Source organism: Larkinella humicola, from assembly GCF_008727875.1.
Lineage (GTDB): Bacteria > Bacteroidota > Bacteroidia > Cytophagales > Spirosomataceae > Larkinella > Larkinella humicola.
Window position 1 is genome coordinate 1502907 of record NZ_VTWS01000001.1, and the last position, 18826, is coordinate 1521732.

General features: G+C 52.9%; 15 protein-coding genes. 4 read left to right on the forward strand and 11 right to left on the reverse strand.

The genetic code is table 11. The annotated features are described in order from the left end of the window. Positions 1-251 precede the first annotated feature (251 nt). On the forward strand, positions 252-887 hold the full coding sequence (locus F0P93_RS06480) for a hypothetical protein (protein ID WP_150875521.1): 636 nt from the start codon (positions 252-254) through the stop codon (positions 885-887). Here the strand turns inward: F0P93_RS06480 and F0P93_RS06485 are convergent. The 4 genes from F0P93_RS06485 to F0P93_RS31460 all read right to left on the reverse strand — a co-directional run bounded on the left by F0P93_RS06485 (position 882) and on the right by F0P93_RS31460 (position 4026). Beyond that, positions 882-2402, reverse strand: a complete 1521-nt coding sequence (locus F0P93_RS06485) for a GH3 family acyl-acid amido synthetase (RefSeq protein ID WP_150875522.1) — start codon at positions 2400-2402, stop codon at positions 882-884. The genes F0P93_RS06480 and F0P93_RS06485 overlap by 6 nt on opposite strands. A 77-nt stretch (positions 2403-2479) precedes the next feature. Continuing rightward, positions 2480-3268 carry a carbohydrate-binding family 9-like protein gene (locus F0P93_RS06490; RefSeq protein WP_150875523.1) on the reverse strand — a complete coding sequence of 263 codons (789 nt, stop codon included), beginning with the start codon at positions 3266-3268 and terminating at the stop codon, positions 2480-2482. A 125-nt stretch (positions 3269-3393) separates the two neighbouring features. Continuing rightward, on the reverse strand, positions 3394-3714 hold the full coding sequence (locus F0P93_RS06495) for a hypothetical protein (protein WP_150875524.1): 321 nt from the start codon (positions 3712-3714) through the stop codon (positions 3394-3396). Between the two features lie 69 nt (positions 3715-3783). Continuing rightward, on the reverse strand, positions 3784-4026 hold the full coding sequence (locus F0P93_RS31460) for a YcgL domain-containing protein (RefSeq protein WP_191908742.1): 243 nt from the start codon (positions 4024-4026) through the stop codon (positions 3784-3786). Positions 4027-4318: 292 nt separating this feature from the next. On the opposite strand from F0P93_RS31460, the gene F0P93_RS06505 reads away from it, so the two are divergent. Then, a complete protein-coding gene (locus F0P93_RS06505; RefSeq protein WP_150875526.1) occupies positions 4319-6262 on the forward strand; it encodes a KUP/HAK/KT family potassium transporter in 1944 nt (647 codons plus the stop codon). Positions 6263-6308: 46 nt separating this feature from the next. Here the strand turns inward: F0P93_RS06505 and F0P93_RS06510 are convergent, their stop codons facing one another. The 3 genes from F0P93_RS06510 to F0P93_RS06520 all read right to left on the reverse strand — a co-directional run bounded on the left by F0P93_RS06510 (position 6309) and on the right by F0P93_RS06520 (position 11310). Further along, the gene (locus F0P93_RS06510; protein ID WP_150875527.1) at positions 6309-9143 is read right to left on the reverse strand and encodes a PAS domain S-box protein; all 2835 of its coding nucleotides are present in this window, start codon (positions 9141-9143) and stop codon (positions 6309-6311) included. Positions 9144-9565: 422 nt separating this feature from the next. Further along, positions 9566-9958, reverse strand: a complete 393-nt coding sequence (locus F0P93_RS06515) for a T9SS type A sorting domain-containing protein (protein ID WP_150875528.1) — start codon at positions 9956-9958, stop codon at positions 9566-9568. A 185-nt stretch (positions 9959-10143) separates the two neighbouring features. After that, entirely contained in the window at positions 10144-11310 is a 1167-nt protein-coding gene (locus tag F0P93_RS06520) for a YncE family protein (RefSeq protein ID WP_150875529.1), read from the reverse strand. Positions 11311-11477: 167 nt separating this feature from the next. Between F0P93_RS06520 and F0P93_RS06525 the strand changes: the two genes are divergently transcribed. Next, complete coding sequence (locus F0P93_RS06525; protein WP_150875530.1) at positions 11478-12452, forward strand: alpha/beta fold hydrolase; 975 nt, start codon at positions 11478-11480, stop codon at positions 12450-12452. Positions 12453-12514: 62 nt separating this feature from the next. After that, entirely contained in the window at positions 12515-13597 is a 1083-nt protein-coding gene (locus F0P93_RS06530) for an SDR family NAD(P)-dependent oxidoreductase (RefSeq protein ID WP_150875531.1), read from the forward strand. Between the two features lie 70 nt (positions 13598-13667). Here the strand turns inward: F0P93_RS06530 and F0P93_RS06535 are convergent, their stop codons facing one another. The 4 genes from F0P93_RS06535 to F0P93_RS06550 are packed head-to-tail and all read right to left on the reverse strand — an operon-like array spanning position 13668 to position 18789. Beyond that, positions 13668-14300, reverse strand: coding sequence for an OmpA family protein (locus tag F0P93_RS06535; protein ID WP_150875532.1), 633 nt, complete (start codon positions 14298-14300; stop codon positions 13668-13670). Positions 14301-14349: 49 nt separating this feature from the next. Beyond that, the gene (locus F0P93_RS06540; protein WP_150875533.1) at positions 14350-16107 is read right to left on the reverse strand and encodes a serine/threonine-protein kinase; all 1758 of its coding nucleotides are present in this window, start codon (positions 16105-16107) and stop codon (positions 14350-14352) included. After that, a complete protein-coding gene (locus F0P93_RS06545) occupies positions 16100-17047 on the reverse strand; it encodes a Stp1/IreP family PP2C-type Ser/Thr phosphatase (protein WP_150875534.1) in 948 nt (315 codons plus the stop codon). Before F0P93_RS06545 ends, F0P93_RS06540 begins: the two co-directional genes overlap by 8 nt. A gap of 47 nt (positions 17048-17094) precedes the next feature. Next, positions 17095-18789: a trypsin-like peptidase domain-containing protein gene (locus F0P93_RS06550; RefSeq protein ID WP_150875535.1), complete on the reverse strand. Its 1695-nt coding sequence runs from the start codon at positions 18787-18789 to the stop codon at positions 17095-17097. Positions 18790-18826: the final 37 nt, after the last annotated feature.

Below are 18826 nucleotides of genomic sequence, written 5' to 3' on the forward strand. Positions count from 1 at the left end.
AGCAGCGCAGAGGCAAAAAAAGAATACCGAATAAGTTAACAGAATGGCTTTTTAACAAATAAACGGGTCAGATTTCGATTGTATGGTCTCCCATAGATGTATTTTTTCATTTCTTTCCCATTCCAGGCCCTTCTCCTGTTCAAACTGGCTTTCATAAATCGGTAAAGTAGCTACCGCGTTTCCGAAAACCAATCGTTCGTAAATGGGTTATTCTGGTAGCCATGCTTCCGTGGGCCTTCGTTTACCAGCTTATGCTCCCTTCCAAAATCAGTCGTCAGAACCGTGAAATCACACCCGCGCTCGCCGAATTCGGAGCCCGCAAAATCATCCCTGCAGTGATCGAGAAAAACGTTCTGATTGCCTTATCGTTTTATCCCGAACTGAAAAATACCGCCATCCGGTTTGTCTTTAAGCAACGCATCAAGTCGTCGGTCATGCAGGCTCAACCGGTTTTCCGGACCCTGCTAAACCAGCGAAAAAACCGCTCGTATCGGATCAACATCAGCGCCATGTTCCAACTGACGCACACCGCCATTCCGATTCACCAGATTCCCGATGCCATTCTGATCGGCTGGATTGGCCACGAGCTTGGTCATATCATGGACTACGAAAACCGCAGCAACCTCGGCCTGGTGGGTTTTGGCCTGTCGTATGTTCTCTCGCCCGCGTACGTCAAGAAAGTCGAACGGATTGCCGACGCCTACGCGGTAAGCCACGGACTCGGGCATTATCTGATTGAAACCAAACAGTTTATCCTGAATCACGCGGAGCTGCCGCAGGCCTACAAGGACAAGATTGCCCGCCTGTATGTTTCGCCGGAAGAGATTGTTGATCAGGTAAAAAAACTGGAAGAGCAGAAGCTGGACGAGCAGAAAAAGGCCCTATGACAGGCCCTTGATGTACTGTTCAAAGTCCAGAAAGTCCTCTTCCTTCATCACCCGGGGAATTTTGGTCTGCCCCCCCAGCTTTTTGTAGTCCTCGCTCCAGCGGTAGAATTGCTCGACCGGAATCACCTCCGCTTCCACCCCTTTCAGCGACTTGCTCCGGGCTACTTTGTAATTTTTGTTGGCTTCACACAATTCCTGGTCCAGCGAAATTGCAAAGGCCTGATTATCAACCGTCCGATTGGAGCCAACATACCATTTGTTGATGTACTCCCCGTCTTTCCGAACGGCTGCCACCACAAATTCCTTGATTTCCAGATCATATTGTCCCTGCAAATTCTGCATCGCCTGGTTCATTTGAAAAACCGACAATTGCTCACCCACCACATTCAGGAAGTGCTTCGTGCGTCCGGTAATTTTGATTTCGGATCGTTCTTTGTCCGTTATCATCACCGTATCACCAATCATGTAGCGCCAGGTTCCCGAAACCGTCGAAATCAACAATACATAGTCGGTATTTTCCTGTGCCTGTTCGAGCGTCAGGATTTCAGCATCCGGTTTCACCCGGCCATCGTCGTCCAGGTTCCCGTCCGAAAACGGCACAAACTCGAAGAAAATGCCATTGTCCAGAATCAGGGCCAGTGAGGACGTATCCGGTCTTTTCTGGGTTGCCAGATAGCCTTCCGAGGTGAGGTAGGTGTCGATGTAAATCAACGGTTTTGCCAGCAGCTTTTCGAAACTCTTTCGGTAGGGTTCAAAAGCCACTCCGCCTGTTGTATAGACCTGCAGATTGGGCCAGATGTCGTGAATCGTGTTCAGTTTGTTGTGCGAAATCACCTCTTTCAGCATCATTTCGACCCAGGACGGAATGCCGCTCAGGCTGCCGATATCCCAGGTGGGCGCTTCCTCGGCAATCCGGCGCACTTTTTCGTCCCAGTCAGTAATCGACGCAATTTCAGCCCCCGGTTTATAAAACGCTCTGAACCAGGTTGGTATGTTGGAAGCGCTGATGCCGCTGATTTCTCCCTCCCGGTGATCGTCCTTTTCAATCAGGCTTACGCTGCTTCCCAGCATCATGATCTGTTTCTCGAAGAAATCGGCGGGAAGGTCGAAGTTTTTCAGGCTCATCACCTGCTGCATGCCCGACTTCCGGATGGCATCCAGCATGTCGTCTGTCACCGGAATGGACTTGCTGTTGCTGGTGGTACCGCTGCTCAGGGCAAAATAGTCCTGACCTCCCGGCCAGGTCACATTCTGATGCCCTTCCAGCAGATAATGCCACCAGTCGTTATAGAGTTTATCGTAATCATGCACAGGCACTTCCCGCTGGAAGGCGCCGATCACATCGTCACTTTGGAGGATTTTACTGAAGTTGTATTTCTTACCAAAAGCGGTCAGCTTTGCCTTTTCCAGCAGCCCCTGCAAAACGGCGAGCTGTGCCTTGGCCGGGTCGGGTTCCGACGTGATAAAACCGTATACATCAATCGCTTTGCGGATGAATTCGCCAATTACTGCCATAAAAAGTGTTTACTGGATAGGATTTCTACCGGGTAAACTGCTTTGGCGTGACATTGTTTGCCAGCGTGAGTTTGGCTTCAGTCCTGAAACTCAACCTCGCTCCAGCATTCGGGCTGGTGGGTATCATAGACGCCGTGTGGAGTGAGCACCATGGCCTGATGCACCTGCGAACCGGAAACCGGCACTTTCTGAAAACGGCCCAGAAACATCCGCCAGCGGTCGCCGTTTTGGGGAGGCAGGGAGCGGCCGTTGGCCAGCCACGTCAGGCTCTGCCACGGAATGGCAATCTCCAAAGTCCAGCCCCGGTCAATGTCCCGATTATCGTTCAGGCTGCCGTCAAGGCGGACGGCGGTTTGCAAACCAGGCAGATCGTAGTTCAGAAATGCCCAACGGAGGCCGCGCGGGTGATTTCCGTACCAGAATGTAGCATCGGCGCGGTCGAAGTTGCCGCCAAACGTCATGGCCTGCGGATGATGGACATCGAAAAGCGGCACATCAAACCGGCTCCCTTTCGCGTAGGCATCGCGCCAGATAAAAAACACTTCATACACGGTGTTGCGGGCATTGACCTCCAGTTCGTAGTAACAATCGCCCCCGTCGATGAGCACTTCCAGGTCGTTCTCCTGAAAAATAATCGAATCCCGTTCCGTCAGATGGGCTTCCAGATAAGGTTCTTCGGCCACGAAGGCGATGTAGAGAAAGTGGTCATTCCAGCACAGGGCGGTTCGCGTATCGTAGAGCCCCGGACCGGCGGTCACCATGTCCACAAAGCGGGGGCTCCAGGTGGCCGACTGCCAGGCCGGTTTGGTCAGATCACCATTGATTTCCAGGGTTTCCGTAATTTTTCGAGCGGTATAGTCGGGCATAGGGGAGGGTTATTTTGGCAAATATACGCGGGTTTACCAGCCCAGGAACCGCTCCGGCTCTAAAAAAGAACCCGTCAGTCTTCATAGATAGGACTTACGTCTGATAATTCAATCACACGTAAGTCCTAATACAGATGGTCGATAATTTTATCGGCAATATCCACACTGTCCATTTCACGGAGTTCGAATTGGGAAAAATAGCCGATCACTTCGAGCCGGTTCAGCTCACAATACTGGTGCATCCGGCGCGCGACCTCCGAGTTTCCTTTGGCAAAAGTCAGATCGAAATGAACCGCCCGCGTGGTGGGTTTGCAAAACAATACGTACTCCGAATCATCGGATTCGTCCAGAGGGTGCCCCCATTCATTCAGGGCCTTGTCAAAAGCCGTCCGCACCGTTTTGGCAATGGGCTTAATGTCGGCGACGGTAAATTTCTCGGTCCTCATGCGTTTGTCTTTTTGCGAAAGTACGGCGGCAAACCGGATTACCGGTACGGACTCCGCAAATGACTTGGCTCAAGTCGCTTCGGGGTCCACGACTTTCGCCAGATGATAAGACTGGGTGTCAAAATCACTTCTGACCTGAAAAAGATCGATCCCCAGCGCCCCTGGACCCACATCAGGCGATTCAATTTTTATGGGATCACCGAATTGGGCAAGTACGTCAGCCGGAACCCCGGAAAAGTCGTCCTCTTTTTCGACTGGAAGAACCAGATACCAGTTTTCGTGAATACTGGATTGATAGATATGGGTGATCATCGTTTGAATGGGTTTGAATACGATTAAAACTCCGTTCAACCCGTTGTGTTCGAAAGACAATACCAGAAGGACGCGAGTGCATACGTGCGGGTACTGGTGGGTGGTTCTTTTCCAAAATGAAAAACGACCACACCAAAATGAAAAGGTCAACGGAGAGCAAATCAGGACCCCATTTCTTAGTAGACTGCCTGTCAGGGACATATAAAATAACTACAGGTATGGCACACATTTGGATTGGATCATTTTCAACTACCTCATTCTTTCCGGCGCATTGGCAGATTCGGGGTCTTTCATGGAACACAAGCAACAGTTGGATAAAGTAACGGCCGCCGGTTTGCTGGTAGCCATGGGTATTATTTTCGGCGACATTGGTACGTCTCCTCTGTATGTTCTCTCGGCCATTCTGGGTCCCTCCCAGCCGATCCGGTCGGATGTTGTTCGGGGAGCTATTTCCTGCATCTTCTGGACGCTAACTCTGCAAACCACCGTTAAATACGTCATCCTGATCCTGCGGGCCGACAACAAGGGCGAGGGCGGCATTTTTGCCCTCTACGCGCTGGTGCGCAGGCACGCCAAATGGCTCACCATTCCCGCCGTCATTGGCGGCAGTGCGCTGCTGGCGGATGGCATCATTACCCCGCCGGTTTCGGTTTCATCCGCCGTCGAGGGACTGGAGCTTCTGTATCCAGACATTCCCACGGTTCCCATCGTCATTGGTATTCTGACGGTTCTGTTTTTGATTCAGGCCCTGGGCACCAGCGTCGTCGGAACCGCCTTTGGCCCCGTCATGCTGCTTTGGTTCATCATGCTGGGAACCCTGGGGTTGATCCACATCGCGGATTCACCCGGTATTTTGAGTGCCGTCAATCCGTATTATGCCTGGTGGCTGCTGGCGGAGTATCCGGGTGGGTTCTGGCTCCTGGGCTCGGTTTTTCTCTGCACGACCGGTGCGGAAGCCTTGTATTCCGATCTGGGCCACTGCGGACGGGGCAACATCCGCATTAGCTGGATCTTTGTAAAGTCGTGCCTGCTGTTGAATTATTTCGGCCAGGGTGCCTGGCTCCTGACGATGGAAGGCCAGGCGCTGGGAAATCACAAACCTTTCTATGCGCTCATGCCCGACTGGTTTCTCTTCGCCGGCATTGGCATTGCGACAGCCGCAACGGTTATTGCCAGCCAAGCCCTGATTACCGGCTCGTTCACCCTGATCAGTGAAGCGATCCGGTTAAACCTGTGGCCTAAGGTGATTCTGCGCTATCCATCCGTCAAAAAAGGGCAGCTCTATGTGCCCAGCATCAACCTCTTGCTGTGGCTCGGTTGCGTTGGGGTTGTGCTTTATTTTCGGGAATCGGCCAACATGGAGGCTGCCTACGGATTGGCCATCACCCTGACGATGCTGATGACCACCATCCTGATGACGTATTATTTATACAGCCACCGGTATAAAGCCTGGGGCGTCGTGCTGTTTCTGGTCGTCTATGTCCTGCTGGAAGGCGCCTTTCTGGTCGCCAATCTCATCAAGTTTCCCCACGGCGGCTGGGTGTCGCTCTTCATTGGCTCCGCCATTGCGGTGGTAATGTATACCTGGCTCCGGGCATTTTACATCAAACTCCGGTTGACGGAATACGTCCGAATCGACCATTACCTGAAACCGCTCATCGAACTGAGCCGGGATATCAGCATTCCGAAATATGCCACGCACCTGGTGTTTATGAGCAATGCCGCCCGCCAGTCCGAAATTGAATCCAAGGTCATTTATTCCATCTTTCAGAAGCGCCCCAAACGGGCCGATATCTTCTGGTTTGTCCACGTGGACACGACGGATGACCCGTATACGATGGAGTACAAGGTCAATACGATTGCGACCGACGATGTGTATAAAATCACGTTCCGGCTGGGGTTTCGGGTGGAGCAGCGGATTAACCTGTTTTTCCGGAAGGTGATTGAAGATCTGGTTAAAAACAAGGAAGTGGACATCACCAGCCGCTACGAATCCCTCAGTCGTCAGCATGTCATTGGTGATTTTCGGTTTGTGGTGCTGGAGAAATTTCTCTCCTTCGAGAACGACCTGCCCTGGATGGAGCGACTGATCATGAACCTGTATTTTTTCATCAAACGGTTTACGACCGCCGAGGACCGCTGGTTTGGCCTCGACAGCAGTTCCGTCAAAATCGAGAAAGTACCGCTGGTGATTCGTCCGGTCGAAAACATCAAACTCAAACGAATCGACGCCTGAGCGTCGGAGTCTGCAACAGATGAACCGGTGAATCGAAAAAAGTCCGCTACCCCCCACTCGCCCGCTCCCCCGAATTAGCCTCCAGAACCGCCTGGATCACCGGCAGTTCCGATTCCAGTACCAGCAAATACTGCCGGATCAGCGGGGTGATTTCAGACAGGGCCTTTTTGTCGGCAATCAGGGCTTCCGTGGCCGTGATGAGTCGGGCGGCCTCGTTCAGACCAAAGGTCTGAATGACGGCTTTTTGAGTGTGAATCAGCCGCTTAATAGCGAGCAGATCGCCTTCTTCCAGCGACTGTTGCAATTGTTGAATCTCCACTGGCGTCTGGTTCAGAAACAACGTCATCATTTCAACCGCAAAATCCATGTCATGCCCGACGGCTTCCAGGAGCGGTTCCACCGAGAAACTGGGTTTCGGCGTCATATACACTTTTTCGGTTTGAACTTTGGCCGGCGCGACCGGCAGGTATTTACGCATAATTCGTTGTAACTCTTCGATTTGGAACGGTTTGGGTATAAAATCATTCATGCCGGCCTGCAAACACTGTTCCCGTTCGTTGGCCAGCGCGTGGGCGGTCATGGCGATAATCGGCACCTGGCTTTTGAGCGTCGTTCGGATCTGGGTGGTGGTGGTATACCCGTCCATCACCGGCATCTGAATGTCCATTAATACCAGATCGACCTCTTCTTTCTGAAGAACAGAGAGGGCTTCCTGACCATTTTCGGCTACCTGCGCCCGGTAGCCCAGCCGGTTGAGCACCTGAAGGGCCAGTCGCTGGTTCATCACGTTGTCTTCTACCACCAGAATGGTCACCTCGCGGCCCCCAGGCCCGGATGGCGCCAGGGTCAGATCGGCCTCGTGTTCGGGCTGATGGGGCGCTATTTTATACGGAATTTCCACCGTAAACGTAGAGCCTTCCCCCGTTTTGCTTTCCACCTTGATCCAGCCGCCCTGCATTTCGGTCAGCGACTTGACAATGTTCAGGCCCAGCCCCGTACCGCCGTAATACCGTGTCGTAAAATCACTGGCTTGCCGGAACCGTTCAAAAATATGCGGCAGAATGGCCTCTTCCATCCCGATTCCCGTGTCTTCTACCGTAAACCGAACGCGGACACTCTCCGGTGTTTTCTCCTTCTTTTCAATCCGGACGGCAACCCCGCCCTGTCTGGTAAACTTGATGGCATTGCTGAGCAGATTCAGCAGGATTTGCGTCAGCCGGGTAGGATCGCCCAGAACGACCGCCGGTAAATCGGGCTCCGCCGTAACCGTCAGCCGCAGATTTTTATCCGTTGCCGAAGCATCGAGCATCGTCCGGATCGAATCGACCAGCGAACTGATGCTGAACGGAATGCTTTCCAGCGGCAACATCCCCGCTTCGATTTTTGAAATATCAAGAATATCGTTGACGATCGTCAGCAGATTTTTACCGGCCGTTCGGATGTAATCCACAAATTCCTTTTGCTCCAGATTCAGGGCCGTCGATTCCAGCAGGTTGGAAAACCCCAGAATGGCATTGAGGGGGGTGCGGATTTCGTGGCTCATATTGGCCAGAAACTGCTTCTCGGTATGCCGGGCATCTTCGGCAACCTGCTTGGCCTGAGCCAGTTCCTGCTCGAGTTGTTTCCGTTGCGTAATGTCATAATGAATGCCCATCGATCCGATCACGTTCCCGCGCTCGTCGATGATGGGCGCCCCACTGATGATGACCCAAATGCGTTCGCCGTCTTTCCGGATCAGTTGCATTTCATACGAATTGGCACCGCCTTCCCCACGGAACTTCTGCTGTTTGCCCAGAAATTCCGAAAACTCCTTTGGCACCAGCAATTCGTCGGCCCGCTGCCCGATCAGTTCGTCTTCCGTATACCCCACCATCTGGCAAAACCGATCATACGCTTGCCGGATCACCTGATTGGCGTCGACTTCGAGCAAACCGAGTTCCATCCGGTTCATGATCCCCCGGTATTTCTCTTCACTCCGGCGAATCCGTTCATCATAGCGGTATTTTTCCGTGATGTCGGTAAATTGCCAGAGGTGGCCCCGATAGTGTCCCTCCTGAAAAATAGGGATATAACTCCAGTCCAGAACGCGCCCATCCAGCAGGCTAACGGACGCATTAGCCACAGTATGCTGCTGGCGGACAGCGTCTTCCATCTGTTGCCGGAACAAATCCGGGGTGGCAAACAACGCGTCGTTCGGAATGGCCCACTGCTGATAACCGGTCCCGATTAGGTCGGCAAGTGGCCTGGAAATCCCAAACAGATCACAGTATAGCTGATTGACAACAATAACCGTACGGTTTTCATCTTCAACCAGCACCCCGGTTTGCAGGTTGGTGATGAGCGAGGTCAGCCGGGCCTGCGTTGTCCGGAATTCATCTTCGTTGATGATGCGATCGGTAATGTCACGGGCTACGGCCACCAGTTCGGGCAGGTCGTTTTCTCCACCCACCACCCGCAACGTCTGACCAATCCAGACCGTACGGCCGTCTTTGGCCAGCACCGGAAACTCCGTGTAGGAACTCGGCTGCTTGTTCAGTAACATCTTCTGGTAAAATTCCGCCACAGACGCCCGCCACGACGGCACCACCAGTGTCATGAAACTCAACCCGATAATTTCGTCTTTGGTATACCCCAGACAGTGTTCGACAACGGAATTGACGAATGTAAAATAACCGTCGATCGACGTTTTGAAAATAATATCCGGCACCGACTCCACCACGTGGCGGTAGTGTCGTTCACTTGTTTTCAGTTCTTTGTAAAGAAGAAGCTGCTCATGAGCCTTGGAAAGCTGATGGTTTTTTTCTTCCAGAATAGCCTCCGTCTGCCTGCGGACTTCTCTTTCAAGAGCCAGTTGGCGTTCGAGGTGCTCTATTGGGGACATATACGGGTTGACAAAGATAAACGGACGGTACCTGTTTCTTCGTTAAGGGCTTCCGGTAAATAAAGCTTTCTGTTGATGTGAATCAGGCTTCCACGAATCAATTAATCGACAACGAAACAAATTCCAACGGCGGTTTCCCGGCGTTAAGCACACTGGGTCTCCGGCATTGGCTGATGACCTACCAGTATGTTACCAAATTAGTGCTATTGTAAACTTAATGAAGCAACAATTATGCCGTGGACTACCCCGTAAAGGTAAGAATTCCGTCGGTCTTTTCAGATAATCCGTGTCTGTCCGAAAGAATAAGCGAAACCCTAGCCGTCTAAACCATTCAATTTATCAGACAATTTAAATTACAAAAAAAACAGGAAACCCGGTTTTTTGGGCCGGGTTTCCTGTTTAATAATTCGAATGCTGAGTGATTAGTTCATGCTTACCAGACGCTGCGATTCAACCACGGGTGTTTTGGTTTGCAGTTTTACGGTTTTAACCTCCGTGTTGGCGCCATCGGAGATTTCCACTTTGTAGACCCCGTCTTCCAGTTGATACAAATCAAACCGGATGGTCGTGATCTCGTGGCCCTCGCCCAATCGTTTGGTAGCCAGCGTCCGGCCTTCGCTGTTGATAAGCCGAATATTGATTTTACTGTCGGTTTCTTTCTGAACGTTTACACTCACCTTCATGCTGTTGATCATGGGATAAACGGCCGATTGAAACGTTGATTTTGGTTTAACTTTTTCGTGGTTGTCAGCAGCAAACGTGGTTGAAACGGCAAAAGTCAAAGCCAGTAAAGTGGAAGCGAATAGCGTTTTCATAAGATTTGTTGTTTAAGGATGTTCGTGTTTTGTGTTGTTTACTGCCTGGATCGGCCGTTTTGATGATTCAAAGGTAGTTTTTCATAAGGTACCTTGCTATGCATAGTACTTTGGCGGCAAAAATACCGGGGCGAATGGTCAATAAACCGGATGAGATTTCGGAGGACCTTCCGAGTCGGCGTTTTTCAGGCTTTTTTGGGTGCCTTTTTCTGCTGACCAATGCCAAACTGATCGCCCGCGGCCACGGCTTTTCCACCACTGAAATGGATTTCAACCATCTTCTCGCTCTGCACCCAGTTGTAATTCGAATCCTCCAGGCTGGTGATAATTTTACGTGTTTTCACCTCAATGACATCCCCGGTAGACGGATAGGCGTATTTTCCGTCCACACTGAACGTAATCCAGCCCGGCATGTCACGCACCAGAATAGAGGTTTTCTGAACCGGCGGCATCACGGTATTGTCAAAAACGTGCAGCCGGTTGTTGGCACCGTCGCACAGCCAGATCTCCTTTTCATCGGGTGTCATCCCAATCCCGTGGCTTGGACAGCCGTGGCGTTTTACCTCGCCGATGTTGAAGCCCTCCACCACCACGCGGTGCAGAAACCGGCCGCTCACCAGATCGCCCACCTCGAAGCCCAGCAACCCGTTGACGTTTACGTATACCAGAGACTGCGAACCGTTGATGGTAAACGGACGAATGTCGGCCCCAAACGGCCCGACTTTTTTGGTGACCGTGTGCGTTTTTGCGTCAGCTACGTTCAACATTGTCGATTTCAACCCGGCCAGGTACACAAAATTCCCATCCGGTCCATAAATGGTATTGTGCGAACCCGAATTGGTCACAATTTTGGTGATGACGTCGCCGGTTTTGGCATCCACCACCGTCCAGAATTCTTTTTCCAGCGAAGGCATGTAAATCGTTTTTCCGTCCGGCGAAATCGAAATCCGGTCGACACCGCCTTCGTATTCTTTTTCCCACAACACTTTTTCGGTCGTCAGGTCTAGGCATTGCAACGCTTCCAGCGTGCTGATGTACAAGCAGTTGGTAGCCAGGCTAACATCCACGCCCTTCACATTCGATGGTTTTCCGTTCTTCTGAAAACCCTTCGTCGGGATAAATTTCACAAACCGGTGGTGGTTATCAATGTCGAAAACCTGAATCCCGTGTCCGCCGTAGCCCAGGTAATTCCGCACACCCGGCGTTACGACATACAGATACCGCTGCGCTTTCGGCGCGGGTTTCACCAGGAAATGGCTGTTTTTTTCGGTAGAGGTAAAAACCCAGGCCGTCGTAAATGTAAGCAACAGCCCGCCAAACAGAAAGCATGAAATCATTCGTGTCGGTTTCATTTCAGGAGGATTTAGGATGTTATTATCGACGAATGAAGAAAAAATTCAGCCCAATCTACCCGCCCCAGGCCCGGTAAAGACCGGCGGTCGACGTTGCCAAACAGATGGATTGAAAACCATCCGATTCGGACTGGAGTTGGTAGGTATAACGAAACCGTATTCAGACTATGCCCCACTCCTGCCTGACATTCCTGTTTTTCGTCCTCTTGGGTGTACCCATCCAGCCCGTTTCCGCCCAATCGTCCGGGGTTGACTATCCACATCCGGTGCGCTATTTGGCGCTCTCGCTGGAGTCGAAACCGGTTCGCATGGCCTACATGGACGTAAAACCGAGCCGGCCCAACGGCAAAACCGTCGTTCTTCTGCACGGAAAAAACTTCAATGGGTATTACTGGAAAACCGTCATTCAATGGCTGACTACCAAGGGCTACCGGGCCATTGTGCCCGATCAGATCGGTTGGGGAAAGTCGTCGCACCCCGACATTCACTACAGTTTTCACCGACTGGCCGCCAATACGAAACAGCTGCTCGACACGCTGGGCATCCCGAAAGTGACGGTTCTGGCGCACTCGATGGGTGGCATGTTGGGAACTCGTTTTGCGTTGATGTATCCCGAAACCGTGGAAAAACTGGTGTTGGAAAACCCCATCGGTCTGGAGGATTACAAAACATTTGTACCGTATCAAACCATTGAACAACAGTTTCAGAAAGAAAAATCAGCCACGCCCGAATCGTACCGGCAGTACCAGAAAAGCTATTATCCAGTCTGGAAACCAGCCTATGACGACCTCGTTCGGGTGCAGGCCAGCGACCTGAAATCGCCCGATTTCAACGCCATTGCCTGGACCAATGCCCTCACCTATCTGATGATTTATGAACAACCGGTTTGCTACGAATTTGAACGTTTGAACCCGCCAACGCTGCTCATTATCGGACAGGCTGATCGGACGGTTGTGGGAAAAAACCTGCTGTCCAAAGACGACCAGGCAAAACATGGGGTATATCCTGCTTTGGGAAAACAGACCGTCAAAAAAATGAAAGCGGGTAAACTGGTCGAACTGGAAGGCGTCGGGCACATTCCCCACATCCAGGAACCGGAGCGGTTTTTGAACGCCCTGAGCGATTTTTTGAACGAAGCCTAAAATATTTCCAACCATCTGACCGTCCAGGCAGTTAGATTGAAACGAATCAACCAACGCACATCATGACGACAAAGGCAAGCAAAACAGCACTGATAACGGGAGCCTCCAGCGGAATCGGCCAGGAACTGGCAAAACTGTTTGCAAAAGATGGTTACAACCTGATACTTGTTGCCCGCAGCACCGATGTTCTGAACGAACTCGGCGGACGGTTTTGGGACGAATACGGGGTTGAAACGGCGGTCATTACGAAAGACCTTTCGGAAGAAGATGCCGCTCAGGATGTCTATAATCAGGTCAAAGCGAAAAATCTATCGGTCGATGTCCTGGTCAATGACGCCGGTGTCGGCCTCTACGGGCTTTTTGCCACCGAAACCGACTGGGAACGGGAAAAATCGCTGATTCACCTGAACGTCCTGACCACCACGCAGATGACCAAGCTCTTTCTGAAAGAGATGGTGGAGCGGAATGAGGGAAAAATCCTGAACCTGGCGTCGCTGGTATCGATAACCCCCATGCCGCTGATGGCGGTATATGCCGCCACGAAGGCCTATATTTATAATTTTACACAGTCGCTGATCAACGAATTGAAGGACACCAACGTCAGTGTGACGGCTTTGCTTCCCAACGCCACCGATACCGACTTCTTCAACAAAGCCGGTGCCGCGAACACGAAAGCAACTGAGAATCTGGACAATCCGGCCACGGTTGCCAAAGATGCATATCACGCATTGATGAAAGGAGCGTCGAAAGTCGTACCAGGCGGCTTGGTCAACAAAGCCTACGAAGTGGTGTCATACGTGGCTCCGCAGGAAACCCTGGCTGGGATGATGCGGAAGACCATGCAACCGAAAGCGGAACCCAAAACCGACGAAAAAGACAACAAAGCGGCTTTGACGTGGGGAATCGGTCTGGCGGCTGTGGTGCTGGCCGGAGCGGCCATTGCCCTCGTATATGCCAATAGCAGCGAATACGACAAAGTCCGGTATCGCTACAAAGCGGGTAAAATCAAATCCGGTGCCGACGACGTATACGACGATGTGAAAGACAGCCTGCTCAGCGGATTGAACAGCATCAAAGATGCCGTCAGCACGGCCAAAGAAGTGGTCGCCAAAGCGAAAGAAACCTTCGCGGAAGCATTGTCCTAACGGAACGATTCGAAACCCTGACAGGGTCTTCGACCACATCGGTGGCCCGTCGCTGTCAGGGTTTCGAACTTCACAATTCACTCAAATACAGCACAATCCCCGCTGAAATCCGAAAGGTGCTGACATCGGCTTTGTCCGTCGTCCGTTCGCCGTTCAGATCGATGGCCGATTTACCACCCGCCTGAAAAGAACCGTTCAGGGTCAGAGCCACAGGCAACGACAGAAAGTAATGAAGACCCGCGCCGATGTGGGCGGCTCCCCCTTTGAACAGAATGTTGTCGTAGGCATTGTTGTTGATCACCTGATCGACTTTCCCGGCCCGGTGAACATACCCAATCTCCGCAAAAGGGCGCAGGGCGTGGGTGGTGGCTGAAAAATGAAAGCGAACCCCACCCGTCAGGTTCGTGAATTGAAAAGACTCGGCGTCAATTTTTTTCAGGTTCATTTTCGTCCGGTCATACTGCGCAAATACTTCAAACCGCTGCGTCAGACCAAACCCGACACGACCACCAAAACCGATGCCGTTGCCGGAATTTTCGTCCAGAAACTGAAAATAGTCCGACGACCAGCCGAGCATGTGGCCTTGTAAACTCAGGTTAAGCCCTTCGGTCGTCGACTTTTGCCGAATGGTTTGCGCGAAAGCGGGCGCCGATTCGACGAAACCAGCCAGCAAAAACAACAAGAATATTGAGGAAAGTCGCATGGTTGAAAGACGCGTTTAGGTACGAGAAATCGATTAGGTAGGGACTGGATTAAAAGGTAAGAACCGTGTCGCCGGTGCGGACTTCGAAGGTTTGGCCGGCCGGGAAAACCACTGGTTTCCCTTTGACTTCTTCACTGATGGTGGCCGACCGCAGCGCAAGCCGTTGGCCGTTGGTGGCTTCAACGGCATAGATCCGAAATTCGAGCAAATCCTTTTTCCGGAATAGATCGTTACCCGCCTGCCTGATCCGGGTCACTTCCCCAAAAGCCGTCGCACCCGCCAGAATCACCACTTCGCCCTCACTCACCACCGCGTCGATGACCCGAAACCGAACCGTCTCTCCCTCCTGAGCGCGGGACGACGACAGATCGTTGCTCAACGCCAGCTTCACCGGCAAACGCCTGATGGCAACCGACTTGCGGGTCACCGGTCGTTTCACCGGTTCCGGCATGGGCTCGGTAGTCGTCGGCGCAACGGGTTCTGCTTTGGGCGGTGTCACCGGTGTTTCCTCAACCGATTTGGGCGGCACGGTTTTGGGTTTTATCGCACCCGGTTTTTTCGGCAGGCTCGTTTTGGGTTTGTTTTCAACCGGATCGGGCGTTGGTTCTGGAACCGTCACCCGGTTTTCGCGGGAATCCGCATAAACCAGCGTCGGCGAGGTTACGGACGAAACAACGGGCTTAATCTGTACCGACGGTTTCTTGCCCCCACCGATTTTTGTCGTGGGATTGGGCAGCGGGTTGCGATCCAGTAGCAGCATCCCCAGAAACAGCACCGCGACCAGCGTGAGGGTTCCCGCCAGCAGGAATTCCCAGTTCGTACGAAACCAGTCCGGCGTATGTTGGACTAAAAACCGTCCTGAAAAGTGGGATTCTGACTTTTTTGCCCCCGCCAGCTTTCGATTGGGCTGCATATCCACCACATCCGTAACCGGCAGCGGAGGCATGATGTGGGCGGGATCCAGAACGGGGGCCGAGGCATAAAACGGTTGCAGGGCTTTTTGAAAGGCTTTGGCGTCGGCAAACCGTTTGGCCGGATTTTTATCCAGGACTTTTTGCACCACCGCTTCCAGTTCTTTCGGAATCTGGCCATCCAGTTTTCGCAACGGAATCGGTTTTTCCCGCACAATGGCCTGCATCAGTTCGTAATCCGTCCGGCTGGCAAAAGGCAGTTTCCCCGACAGCAGTTCGTACAGCAAAACGCCCATGGCATACAGATCCGAAGCGGGCGAAGGCTCCTGTCCTTCAATGAGTTCCGGTGCCATGTATTCAAGCGTTCCCACAAGGCGGTTGGCCTGGGTCAGTCGCTGCTCCCCACTGACGCGGGCAATGCCAAAATCCATGAGTTTGATGGTGCCTTCCGGCGTCAGCATCAGGTTGGCCGGTTTGATGTCGCGGTGCAGAATCCCCTTCCGGTGGGCGTGTGCCATGCCTTCAAGCCCCTGTCTGACCACCTCCGCAGCAATGGCGGGTGACAAAGCCCCGGCTTTTCGAATCAACGCTTCCAGACTATCGCCTTCGACGTACTCCATGGCCATGAAATAGTCGGCATTATCCTGCAAAAAATTGTAGACAACCGCAATGTTGGGGTGGTTCAGCCGGGCCAGGATCAGGGCTTCGTTCCGAAACCGCTCCATGAAAGACGTCTGCGAAACGAGGTGCGGGTGGAGCATTTTCACCGCAACCAGTCGTTGCAGCAGCGTATCGGTTGCCTGATAAACCGTCCCCATACCGCCTTCGCCCAGGAGCGATTCGATGCGGTAGTGCTGGATGAGACGGCCTTGTAGGGTGGGCTTCTGGTTATTCATGAAGACGTTCGCTGTCACGCGTAAAGGGTACGTCAATTTCGCGGGTTTCGCGCGGGGCGGGAAGCGTTCCGGCGACGGTTCGCTCGGCCAGAACCACGGTGATGTTGTCGTGACCACCCCGGTTTTTGGCCAGTTGAACGAGCTCGGAAGCGACCCGGGGCAAGGTGTCCTGAGCCAGCAGCCGTAGCAAATCGTCTTCCCGGCAGTATTCGTACAGACCGTCGGAACACAGCAGCAGCCGGTCACCGGTATCGAACGGCAGCACGCAACGGCCCAGGTCCACCCGAATGTCGGCTTTGGTCCCCATAGCCTGCGTCAGGACGTTACGCTCGGGATGACGGGCGGCTTTTTCCTCCGTGATTTCTCCCATGTTCAGCAATTGCTGGACATACGTATGGTCTTCTGTTAACTGAACGAGCTGGCCATTTTTGTACAGATACGCCCGGCTGTCGCCCACATGCGCAAAATACAGTTGCTCGTTCTGAACCACCACGGCGGTGCAGGTTGTCCCCATACCCCGGAAGGTTTCGTGCTGAAGCGACTCGTCAAAAATTTGCCGGTTGGCAATCTGAAAAGCACGCATCAGGCTATTTTCGGTGGTGTCGCGGAATTGAAAATATTCCCGGCTGACCATCTCGGCGGCCATCTGACTGGCAATCTCCCCGGCCAGATGCCCGCCCATGCCATCCGCCACCAGCAACAGATACCCTTTAACCCGGCGGATGCCTTCATCGGCCAGCCGGACGAACAAACCGGTGTCTTCGTTGTTTTTCCGGACATTCCCAATGTCCGAAACGACGATGGCATTGAGGTCGCCGGAAACGACGGGCAGCGGGGTCGACTCTTCCCCCCCGCGTTCCGCCGACACGCTTTCTTCAACGGTTTCCGGCAAGGCGGGTGACAATTTTTTCCCGAAAAGATACTGGACGATTTTTTTCATGAACGCTCTTACTATCAGTTCGTTAAAGCATCTTTTCAGGACTTGAATCAATCGACCACCTGCCGACGTCCCATCAGTTCCAGGCCATACGAGATGGGCACGGCGAAGGTGATGCGGGTCGCATCCTGCGTGGTGTTACTGGCGGTGAATATGCCGATGACGTTGCCTTCCCGGTCGAAAACCGGCCCTCCGCTGTTGCCCGCGCCGGTGGCGTTCACCGTGAGCTGGTAATAATCCCCGAACTCGCTGTAATAACTGGACGACTTACCGCTGCTCTGGCCTTTGATGATTTTGCCGACGTTGCCGGGGGTGACGGTCACGTCCGGCACCTTGACAAACTGCGGGTTGCGGTTCGCAAAATCCGACGAATTTTCACCCACAAACACATCCGGCGAAATACCGGGATAACCCATCACCGTGACCAACTGGCCCGAGGCAATGTCTTTTTCCGCATTACGCATCTGAACGGGCGACAGCGTTTCGGCCAGGTCAATTTTGATCATGGCCACATCGTGTTTCGGCGAAATGATGGGTTTGCCACTGGCCGGAAAACGCTGCTCATTTTTGTTAAAAGTGACATCAAGGTAGGTATTGACGCCTTCGATGACTTTCCCCGACATCGGTTTTTTGCCAAAAAACCGTGTTTCACCCGGCACCCAGCGGAACGGCTGCACCCGCTCCGGGCTGATTTCCCAACCCTTGGCACCCTGTACCAGCAACAGGCCGGGAAACGCATCGGGCGGGAAACTGTAGTAGGAATTCCAGGCGGCAGCCACGTGGCGATTGGTCAGAATGTGGCCTTGGGGCGAAACCACGAAACCCGACCCGCTGGCCCCGTGCATGGCAATCGGCTCACCCACGGCCACGTCTTTTTTCAGCCCCAGCAGCGGTTCGATCTGGCCGGGTTCGACTTCAATGTACATCGGAAAATTTTTCGTAGTGCCGTCCCATTGTTTGACCGGCATATACTGGTGGTAAATATCGTCGCCAGTCGGGGTGTAGATCAGTTTGTAACCAAATTCAATAAAAACCACTTTGCTGGTGTTGGCGGTGGCAATTTGCTCGGTCGTCAGGGAATGATCCGGTTTGGAAGCCGGTAGCACAACGGGGCGGTTGACGACCACCGTGGTGTTGGTTCGAAACTGGTCTTTAAACGCGAAGGCAATGCCGGAAAGAATGGCCAGCACCAGGGCGGCTCCCACCAGCACCGAGCGCGTTGTTTTTTTGCGTTCGGTCACCATCATCCGTTCTACGGTTTGTTTGCCCAGGCCCACTTTGGCCGGCACACCGGAAAATTCCTCTGCGTCGGAAACCGGCACCGGCATTTTGAATTCACTGGTTGGGTTGTAGGGCGTCGGCATCTCGACCACCCGCGTGCTTTGCATCCATTCGGCGGGGCGGGGACTGAGGTCGAACTGAAAAACCGGGCCGCCCTGGCCAAGCTGCACTTCGTCGCCCGGTTGCAGAACCGCCGAGCCGACAATGCGGGTTTTGTTGACGAAAATACCGTTCCGGGAGTTGTTATCGATCACCTTGAAAACCGGCAGCGGACCTTCTTCTTTCACGAGTTTGCCGTGTTCGCGGGAAACCGTCGAATCCAGTTCGGGATCGAACAGCAGGTCGTTGGCGATGCCCCGGCCGAACGTCAGTTCGGTATACTTCTTGTAGTCGAATTCTTCGACCTGGTTGGCTTTGGTGCCGGTAAGATGACGGATGACAAACCGTTCTATTCGAGTAGCCATGAGTGACAGGAGTTAATACGTTGTAGGCTTGTTTTTT